The organism is Paenisporosarcina sp., assembly GCF_049671445.1.
Lineage (GTDB): Bacteria > Bacillota > Bacilli > Bacillales_A > Planococcaceae > Paenisporosarcina.
This window is the reverse complement of sequence record NZ_JBATUX010000128.1, coordinates 38,113-48,222: the sequence shown is the minus strand read 5'-3', so window position 1 is coordinate 48,222 and position 10,110 is coordinate 38,113. Positions and strand designations below refer to the sequence as shown.

At 38.0% G+C, this 10,110-nt stretch carries 8 protein-coding genes and 1 pseudogene; 8 read left to right on the top strand and 1 reads right to left on the bottom strand.

Annotation, left to right across the window (positions count from 1 at the left end):
- The 3 genes and pseudogenes from WBG45_RS16240 to WBG45_RS16230 form a co-directional block, all read left to right on the top strand.
- A pseudogene (locus WBG45_RS16240) lies at positions 1-176 on the top strand (protoporphyrinogen oxidase); the annotation flags it as partial.
- 1,018 nt (positions 177-1,194) lie between these two features.
- Positions 1,195-1,764 carry a TetR/AcrR family transcriptional regulator gene (locus tag WBG45_RS16235; RefSeq protein ID WP_424416126.1) on the top strand — a complete coding sequence of 190 codons (570 nt, stop codon included), beginning with the start codon at positions 1,195-1,197 and terminating at the stop codon, positions 1,762-1,764.
- A gap of 81 nt (positions 1,765-1,845) precedes the next feature.
- A complete protein-coding gene (locus WBG45_RS16230; protein WP_424416125.1) occupies positions 1,846-4,029 on the top strand; it encodes a YhgE/Pip family protein in 2,184 nt (727 codons plus the stop codon).
- Positions 4,030-4,108: 79 nt separating this feature from the next.
- Here WBG45_RS16230 and yhfH read toward each other — a convergent pair whose 3' ends face one another.
- Positions 4,109-4,234 (bottom strand): protein YhfH, encoded by a 126-nt coding sequence (yhfH, locus tag WBG45_RS16225; RefSeq protein ID WP_424416124.1) that lies wholly within the window; start codon positions 4,232-4,234, stop codon positions 4,109-4,111.
- A 140-nt stretch (positions 4,235-4,374) separates the two neighbouring features.
- Here yhfH and WBG45_RS16220 point away from each other — a divergent pair, with 140 nt between their 5' ends.
- From WBG45_RS16220 to WBG45_RS16200, 5 genes are all read left to right on the top strand, one after another.
- A complete protein-coding gene (locus WBG45_RS16220; protein WP_424416123.1) occupies positions 4,375-5,367 on the top strand; it encodes a lipoate--protein ligase in 993 nt (330 codons plus the stop codon).
- 242 nt (positions 5,368-5,609) lie between these two features.
- Positions 5,610-6,314, top strand: coding sequence for a winged helix-turn-helix domain-containing protein (locus tag WBG45_RS16215; protein ID WP_424416122.1), 705 nt, complete (start codon positions 5,610-5,612; stop codon positions 6,312-6,314).
- Positions 6,314-7,330, top strand: a complete 1,017-nt coding sequence (locus WBG45_RS16210) for a sensor histidine kinase (protein WP_424416121.1) — start codon at positions 6,314-6,316, stop codon at positions 7,328-7,330. Before WBG45_RS16215 ends, WBG45_RS16210 begins: the two co-directional genes overlap by 1 nt.
- Positions 7,327-8,100 (top strand): ABC transporter ATP-binding protein, encoded by a 774-nt coding sequence (locus WBG45_RS16205; RefSeq protein WP_424416120.1) that lies wholly within the window; start codon positions 7,327-7,329, stop codon positions 8,098-8,100. Before WBG45_RS16210 ends, WBG45_RS16205 begins: the two co-directional genes overlap by 4 nt.
- The gene (locus tag WBG45_RS16200) at positions 8,072-10,006 is read left to right on the top strand and encodes an FtsX-like permease family protein (protein WP_424416119.1); all 1,935 of its coding nucleotides are present in this window, start codon (positions 8,072-8,074) and stop codon (positions 10,004-10,006) included. The genes WBG45_RS16205 and WBG45_RS16200 overlap by 29 nt, the downstream gene beginning before the upstream one ends.
- The last annotated feature ends 104 nt before the right edge of the window (positions 10,007-10,110 follow it).

Sequence of the window (10,110 nt, the reverse complement as noted above, 5' to 3'; positions counted from 1 at the left end):
TTGTAGGACATAGAGAACGAGTGGCTAAGTCGAAAAAGGAAATTCAAGAACATTTCCCGATGATTCAGCTTGCTGGAAGTTCTTATGAAGGTCTTGGCTTACCAGATTGTGTTGATCAAGGGAAAGCGGCAGTTGAGAAAGTATTAGAAGAATTGTTTGTGAATCCAACTAATTAGAACTGTTTAATCCAAGTCCGTAAAGGGTCTTGGATTTTTTCTTTTTTAATGGCTATATTAAATGTTGCTGTTGATATTCCGCAAAACAGTTACGCTTTCCGCGGGCTTGCGCCGAACTAACTCGGACTTAACGTCCGAGTGGAGTTCTGCACTTCGCTTTTCCCGCTGGTGTCTTCACTGTTTTGCTCCATATCACTAAATCGAAAGCTATCTCATATACTTATTCACTAGAATGATTGTAGTAGAAGGCGCGGGAAAACATGGTGCTCCTGCGGTTACTCGTCGCAAAGATATTGGACGAAATGACAGTTCGTTCAATATTTTTCCAGCGGGATAAGCGTGTCCAAACTAGACCCCGCAGTGAGCATAAATAAGGAGAGAAGGCAAAGTACGTCACTTCGTGGTGCTCCTGCGGTTACTCGTCGCAAAATGCAGGGCTAAGAAATTTGACAATGCCTTCGTGACCAACATCCTGTTGGCCCGAGGGAGGCTAGTGACCGCCCGCGGAAAGCATCCGCCTGTTTCTGTTTCTGTTTCTGTTTCTGCATCGCTTTGCTAGCTTCGAAACATGAAAGTGCGCTGCATCGCTTTGCTAGCTTCGAAACATGAAAGTGCGTTGGAACGAAAATCAACAATATCGTTTAACTGAGCCTTTTTAATTATAAATGGTGTATAGTTTAAATTATGAGAATATGAGTTTAGGAGTGTAGATTTCGTGTATGCCATTTTAAAATATTTAATATTCATTATCCTTATATATGTGTTTGACTACCTCTTAAAAATTATTATTTTTCATCCCTTAGGTTTCGATGGAATCATGAGCTTTTTCGTGCGATCCTTCATTGCAACGGTATTGACCATAATTAGTACATACTATATTTTAAGATTGATCAATGATTTATAAAAAGTAAGTTTACAAATATATTCTTGCAAAAATTTTATAAAACAGGTAAAATAATGACTAAATGACCAATGTGGTTTTTTAGTCATTTTTTTATTGATACGGGGTGAACCATAAATGGATCGCAGACAAGTAATTTTAGAAGCGGCGACTAAATCATTTTCTTTATTCGGCTATAAAGCGACTACCATGGACCAAGTTGCAAAGCTTGCGAACGTAGGAAAAGGGACGATATATACGTTTTTCGCAAATAAAGAAGAATTATTTCATGAAATCGTCTTTACAATGATTCATGAAATGAAAGCAGAAAAAGATGCGGTAATTTCTGATCAGTGTTCGTTCCAGGATAACGCTCATCTCGTTTTGATGAAAATGCTGGAATTCCGGGAACGTCATGCGTTGCTGGCAAAGTTAATTGCTGAAGAAAAAGATATGCAAACACCAATCGTTCAAGCGGTTCTTGTAAAAGTAGAAAAAGAAATTTTGCAATATATCGCAGAACATATCGAACGAGCTATTGCTAAAGGCGAAATAAGACAAGTGGATGTCGAGCTTGTTGCTTATTTATTATTTAAAGCCTATTTGGCCTTTGCAGTAGATTGGCAAGTTACGCATGAACATGCCTTATCAGAAGAAAAAATTGTAGACGTATTTCGTGATACGATTTTTCGCAGTCTCATCAAGTGAGACTCTTTTTTTGGAATAATATGACCAATTGGACATATTGGTCAATTAGTATTAAAGATACTTTATTAGGAGGAAATTTTAATGATAAAACAAGAATTCTTAAATATCTTCAAAAATAAAAAATTACTGATTCCGGTACTAGCTGTGCTTTTTATCCCCGTATTATATGCGGGAATGTTTTTATGGGCTTTCTGGGATCCGTATGAACAGTTAAATGAGCTCCCAGTAGCTATTGTTAATGAAGATTTAGGAGCAGAACTAGAGGGTGAACAATTGTCTGTAGGAAAAGATGTTACAAAGAAACTAATAGAAGGTAAACAATTTCATTTTGTCGAAGTATCAAAAGAGCAAGGTGAAGAAGCATTAGAAAATCAAGATTATTATATGGTAATAGAAATTCCTTCAAATTTTTCACAACACGCAACAACTCTTTTAGATAAACAACCTGAAAAATTAATGATTGAATACAAACCTAATGAAGGCTTCAATTTCTTGTCAGCACAAATTGGAGAAACTGCAATGGAAAGAATTCGTGCGGAGGTAAATAAGCAAGTCGTTGCAAGCTATTCCGAAAAACTCTTTGCATCCATTTCGAAAATGGGTGATGGTTACGGAGATGCAGCAGATGGGGCTGGGAAATTAACAGCTGGGGCAAATAAGTTATCTTCTGGTGCATCAGATTTAAAAGGATATTTAGAGCAATTAGCTAGCGGCTCTGTTGATTTAGCAGATGGTACGACAAAATTAGCTTCAGGAACTGTAAAAGCATCAAATGGAGCTACTGAGTTGAATTCAGGACTTGGCAAACTATATTCTGGAGCGACACAACTACAACAAGGATCTAGTCGCTTATCGTCAGGTGCTGGCCAGTTACAAGAGGGTGTTGCAACATATACACAAGGAGTCGCACAAATATCAGCTGGAATGGCTACGGCAAATGAAAAAGAGCAACAACTTGTAGCAGCTTTGAATCAACTTCAAGAAGGTGCAGCGACAGCAAATCAATCAGTTGGACAATTAGCTGGAGGGGCATCTCAAGTAACTTCTGGAATCGAGTCTTTATCACAACAAATGGCTCCGATTTTAGCATCTTTGCCTGAGGAACAACAAGTGGCTCTCAAAGGGGCCTTCACACAACTACAACAAGGAAGTTCACAAGTTTCGGAAGGCTTAGGTGCACTTCAAGGTGGAACGGAACAGCTAAGCGGTGGTTTGAATCAAGCTTCAACGGGAGCTGGGAAATTAGCGGCCGGACATACAGAAGTAGCTAAAGGACTTACAACTTTAACGCAGTCTTCAACTACGTTAAACGAAGGAGCTTCAGGCTTAGCAACTGCTAGTGGCACACTTACGAACAAATTAAGTGATTTTCAAAAAGGAGTAGAAAGTGCATCTACTGGAAGCCGAAACCTCTCTAATGGTTTACAGCAACTAGTACAAGGGTCAACCCAATTAACTTCAGGTACATCTGAATTTGCTTTGAAATCGGGTGAAATTGCAGAAGGATCAAGTCAGCTTGTAGATGGAACAGTGGAACTTGCACAAGGCACAACTACTTTACAAAATAAACTATCTGATGCTTCAATTAAAGCTGATGAAGTTAACCCGACAGCTGATACTATAGACATGGCTTCATCTCCAGTCGAAGTTACTAAATCTGCAATTAATCATGTTCCTAACTATGGTACAGGGTTTGCACCATATTTCTTGTCACTTGGACTATTTGTGGGAGCATTAATGATTTCAATTGTTTTCCCGCTTGTCCAATCAGCTATTCCACCAACGAGCGGATGGGCATGGGCAACAAGTAAAATGGTCGTGTTAGGCATAGTTGGAGTTGCGCAAGCATTAATGGCTGTAGGTATTTTACTTTTTGGTTTAGGGTTGGAACCCGTCAATCTTGGGTGGTTTATTGCTACCGCCATTATGACAAGTTTCACATACTTAGCTCTTGTTCAATTGCTCGTATCGGTTCTTGGCGACAGTGGACGTTTTGTAGCTATTTTAGTTCTCATCTTGCAGTTAACAACAAGTGCTGGTACATTCCCACTTGAATTAATTCCAAGACCTTTGCAAATATTTAACCAATGGTTACCAATGACTTATTCCGTTCAAGGCTTCAAAGCAGCGATATCTTCAACAGATATTAGTTTTATCCAATGGAATAATAGTGTTTTATTCACCTTCTTTATTGTTGCTGTTGGATGCACCATTTCTTACTTTATGGTTATATTTAAACGACGATTTTCACATATTCATGAATAATAAAAAGCAGCCGTTCAGGAGAAAACCCTGAACGGCTGCTTTTTTTTGAGCCGAGCTCAAATGGAGCTTTGCACTTTTTTTATAAGTGGTTACATTTGTCGCAAGTATTGCCGTAGCATTCATGCTGTTCTTCGATTTTATCACCACATTGTGTACATTTTTTCGGCGGAAGATTTTTAAAGAATTCGATTACATTGTCAATCATGTCGTTGTCCTCCTTTTTTCATACTGTACTAGTACTGTTATTGTTTATAGTAGTGTATTATAACAGTCAGACATTTGTCAACACAAAATGAGAATTTTCCTTTATAGTGTATGTAGCACGTTTAAAAGGAGCGATACTTTATGTATTTTATTGATAACAAAGGAATTACTGATCCTCGCATAAATTTAGCGATTGAAGAATACGCATTGAAAACAATGGATGTTGATAAAGATTCTTTCTTCCTGTTCTATATCAATGAACCAGCTATTATTATCGGCAAAAACCAAAACACAATAGAAGAAATAAATACGGACTTCGTCGACATCAATGGAATTCACGTAGTACGCCGTTTATCAGGTGGAGGAGCTGTGTATCATGATCTTGGAAACTTGAATTTTAGTTTCCTTACGAAAGATGATGGTGATAGCTTCCGTAACTTCAAAAAGTTCACACAACCTATCGTTGATGCATTGAAAGAAATGGGCGTTGATGCAGAACTATCTGGACGCAATGATATATTAGCCGAGGGACGTAAAATTTCTGGAAATGCACAATTCACTACTAAAGGTCGGATGTTTAGCCATGGTACATTGATGTTTGATACAGAAATTGATGCTGTAGTTTCTGCTCTTAAAGTACGCAAGGATAAAATCGAATCAAAAGGTATTAAATCAATTCGTAGCCGTGTCGCCAACATTACAGAGTTTTTGGAACAGAAAACATCGATTGAAGAGTTCCGCTTAACATTGCTGGAGTCGATTTTTGGTGGCAAAGAAAACATCAAAGAAATGGTGTTAACTGAAGAAGACTGGACAAATATTAAAGAATTATCAAAAGAGCGTTATGGTAACTGGGATTGGAACTATGGAAAATCTCCAGCTTTTAACATGTCTCACTCAGAACGTTTCCCTACCGGAGGAATTGATGTGCGTTTACAAGTGAAAAATGGATTGATTGAAGATGCACATATTTACGGAGATTTCTTTGGAGTCGGTGACGTTGCTGACATCGAAAAGCGTTTGATAGGTGTGTCATATGACAAATCAGTGATTTCAGAAGCATTAGGGGATTTAGAAATCACCACTTATTTAGGAGGCATAACGAAAGAACAATTCCTTCAATTAATTTATTAATTCACCTTGTAGCCTGACTTCGGTCAGGCTATTTTTCATTTATTCGTCTAAATAGTATTTTGTACAACCTGGAACAGCAAAGCGTCAACCTGGATCGACAAAGCGTCAACCTGGAACCGCAAACTGTCTAGCCGTAGCAACTTCAATGTTGAATTCACTCTTTCAATCTACAATCTAGCAAAAGTAGCACTTTGGGCTGTTCTTAAGTACAATTAAGAAAAAGAGTAAAGGGTGAAGAAAAGATGTCGACCCATCGTATTTATATTGTTGAAGATGATCGTAAAATCGCCTCACTACTTGCCGATACCTTACGTAAATATCATTATGAAGTGAAAACAGTTCAAGATTTTGATCTTATTTTAGAAGAATTTGAAGAGTTTGATCCTCACCTCATTTTGTTAGATATTAATTTACCTTCTTATGATGGGTACTACTGGTGCCGTCAATTCCGTACGAAAACGACTTGTCCAATCTTGTTTATATCAGCTAGGTCAGGGGATATGGACCAAGTATTCGCTTTAGAAAATGGAGGCGATGATTTCATAACGAAACCTTTCCACTATGAAATCGTCTTAGCCAAAATAAGAAGTCATTTACGAAGAACATACGGTGAGTATGCGATGAAACAAGAAGAAAGGACCGTTAAGCTTGGCAAATTATGTTTATATTTAGAGAGAATGGAACTGCATTTTGCTTCTCTTGAAATTCCACTGCAAAAGCGAGAATGTACAATATTGGAGCTATTATTAAGTCAGTCACCTAAAGTGGTAACTCGAGAGCAATTGCTTGAAGAATTATGGGATGATCAAGCTTTTGTTGATGAAAATACCTTAAACGTTAACATGACCCGTGTCCGTAAAAAGTTACAAGACTATGGAATTACGTCATCTATTGAAACTGTGCGAGGAGCAGGCTATCGGTTTGTATTGAGCACGGAGGAGTCATGATGAGTTTTCATTTGTTTGTTAAAGAACATGTTGCATATGTAATTTTCCAACTGATTATGGTGCTCTTCATCATGTCTCTATATTGGTTAGATGGTTTTCGGAATATCGATACTGCTATTTATTCTGTTGTCATTAGTACGTTACTGATATTTTCGTTCTTATTTGGAAGGTATGTGAAGCGCTATAGCTTTTACCACAAATTATTGTCACGCCCTACTCAAATGGAAGCTGCATTGCAACGTGACGGAAAATCACCTGAACAATATCAAGTTGAAGCATATCTTCACGGGTTATATCGTTTATATCAAAATGAAGTAGAAGCCTTATATGCTAATCAAAATCGTCATTTGCAGTTTATGAATCAATGGGTACATCAAATGAAGACTCCATTATCAGTAGCTGAATTGCTCCTTCAAGAAGATGGTGAGCTTGATAAAAAAAGCATGCAAGAAGAAATCGATCGGTTAAAACGAGGACTTGATTCAGTTTTAATCAATGCTCGACTTGATACATTTGAACAAGATATGCAAATTGAACAAGTACAGTTAAAAACATTGGTAACAGAAATCGTGTCTGAAAATAAACGTTTATTTATCACACATCATGTGTATCCGGTCATTTCAATCGATGAAAAATTCATCGTTCCTACGGATGCAAAATGGATGAGATTTGTCATTGGTCAGTTCATTACAAATGCAGTGAAATACACATTTGAAGAAGGCAAAAAAGTACATATCCAGGCAACTTGTCAACAGGGACAAGTATTGCTTAAGGTACGAGATGAAGGAATTGGAATTCCGCCAACTGATCTTCCGCGAGTAATGAAAGCTTTCTTTACAGGCGAAAATGGAAGAAAGACCGGTGAAAGTACAGGTATGGGATTGTATTTAGCTAATGAAATTTGTGAGAAACTAGGTCACGAACTGAGCATAATGTCTGAGCAAGGCAAAGGAACGATTGTTTCAGTATTGTTTCAACATCAACCAGGAGCAGAGAGGGGGGGGAACGGAAGATGACGATACTGAAAATGGCGGAAGTGACCAAAGTGTACGAGGGAAAAGTGACCCATCGTGCGATTAATCAACTTAGTTTTGAAGTCAACAAGGGTGAGTTTGTCGCAGTTATGGGTCCTTCAGGAAGCGGTAAAACGACACTCCTCAATCTAATTTCAACAATCGATTCGGCTACTTCCGGTACCATTACAATTGATGGGCAGCGTCCCGAAGAAATGACTAAAACCGAGTTGGCTCTTTTTCGTCGGAGACAGCTCGGTTTTGTCTTTCAAGACTTTAATTTATTGCAAATGTTAACAGTAGAAGAGAATTTGGTGCTTCCATTAACTTTAGATAGTATCCCAATTGACGAAATGAAGAAACGAATTAAGGAATTGGCTAAGAAATTAGACTTAGATCAAATTCTTGAAAAACGTCCAAATGAAATTTCAGGAGGACAAGCGCAACGTACAGCAATTGGCCGAGCACTTATTCACAAACCGACCTTTATTTTAGCGGATGAGCCTACGGGAAATTTGGATTCCAAAGCATCCCGTGATGTGCTAGAACTTCTTGTAAAAGTAAATCAAGAACAAAAAACGACTATTCTAATGGTCACACACGATCCAATTGCGGCAAGCTATTGTGATCGTGTGATTTTTATAAAAGATGGCGAGTTTTTCAATGAAATTTATAGTGATGATCGAAGACAAACCTTTTTCCAACGCATTTTGAATGTGTTGTCTTTGCTGGGAGGCAATGTCAATGACCTTTCGACAATTCGCTTACCGTAATGTCGTTCGAAACAGAAGAATATATGCAGCCTTTTTCATGGCGAGTATGTTTTCAGTCATGGTATTTTTCATGTACTCCATGTTATTGTTTCACCCGAAAATTGAAGATGAATTTTTAAGGGAATTTGCAGCGTCCGGAATGATTGTAGCCGAAATTATTTTATATATCTTCACATTATTTTTCTTGTTCTATTCCATGAGCGCTTTTTTGCAAGCACGGTCCAAAGAGTTTGGATTACTTCTTCAACTTGGGATGGAAAAGAAACAATTAAACCAATTGATTTTCCTTGAGACAATGTTGATTGGTGCCGTATCCGTTGCAACGGGTATCTTTTTTGGCTATGCTTTCTCCAAGTTTTTCTTCATGATTGTTCGTGAATTATTGCAATTAGAAAGCTTACCTTTATACGTGTCCTTCAGACCGTTTGCATTGACAATTGGTGCCTTTTTCAGCCTTTTCATCATTATTGCAATGACAAGCGTGGTCTTTATTCGAGAGCAAAAAATTATTGAACTTATTCGTGGGTATTGGAAAACGGATGAACTGCAAGATTATTCAACCATAAAAGCATATCTTGGGATTGGCATGTTGTTATTTGCTTACGGGGCAGCTGCTTTTACTTCGATGAATGTTGTCTTGGCACTTGCCATTGTCTTGCCACCACTTGCAGCACTTGGGACCTATTTTTTCTTTACTCATAGCATCTTGTTCTTACTTCATCAAATTAGAAAAAGAAAGTCACTCTACTGGCAACCCTATCGTTTGATTGCTATTTCAGAAGTAGCTGTGAAATTACGTGAAAATGCAAGGATGTATTTTATCGTTACGATTGTTTCAACCGTTGCATTTCTATCTGTAGGAACCTTAACTTCTTTATCATCTTATACCGGTCAATACCGTCAGTTAAATCCACTATCCCTCATCTATACAAGTGAAATGACAAATCCTTATGAATCGGATCATATCTCTGCCTTACGAAATGAATTAGAAGAGCAAGGGTTGTCCTATTCACTTGTGCCGTTTCTAATTAAACAGCAAACATCTTCGTTTTCACGGAATTCAGTTGATGTATTAAGAGAGTCGGATGTCAATAGTTTGGCTGTCGCACTTGGCTCCCCCCTGATCGAGTTAGATACCGGGGAAGCAATGTTTATTCCATATTCAGAGGAGTCAGTTGAGAGTTTAACTAATAAAGAAATACAAACAGTCCTTGAAGAAAGTAATGTCCCAATTCAAATTCGCGGTGTATACCCACAAATGCTGTTTCCTTCTATGATTATTGGTTCGAACATTATTGCAGTGAGCGACGAAGATTATCAAATAATAGACGAGCCGTTTAGTGGAAAGAGCATAGAGGATTCTTCTTATAAATTCTTTGCTTTCCACGTAGCAGAATGGGAACGGACAAAGTCAATCGGATTAGATATTGAATCGCAAGTATCAGAATCAATTGATGCTGGTAGATTTACTAATCTGCCGTTTTACTTTGAAAACCCTGGCTTAAATTACTCGTTTATTCGAGCAACGTTTTCTTTGTTGTTATTTACAGGGTTAATGGTTGCAGCCGTCTTGCTATTAGCTGCGGGTAGTTTTGTGTACTTCAAGTTGTACACGGGGTTAGATCGAGATAAACGCCAATTTGATTTATTAAAACGTATGGGTTTAACAGACCAGGAACTAATAAAAATCGTCAATCGTCAACTCATTCCACAGTTTTTCTTGCCATGGGGTATTGCCATGTTGCATAGCGCATTTTCATTCTTATCATTGCAAGTCATTTGGAGCAATTTAGCTGAAGTTTCTATATTAAGTGAAATGATTTTAGTGTTAATCGGCTTTACCTTCATTCAAATCGTTTATTATTTCTTAATTCGCTGGCGCTACATTGCACATGTCAGAGCATAGTCTGCGACGAGTAACCGCAGGAGCAATCTTATCTGTGACGAATACCCTTGGAAGCGAAGCACCGTGAAATTTCTCGGTGCTTCTTGTATTGACAGAACATTTCT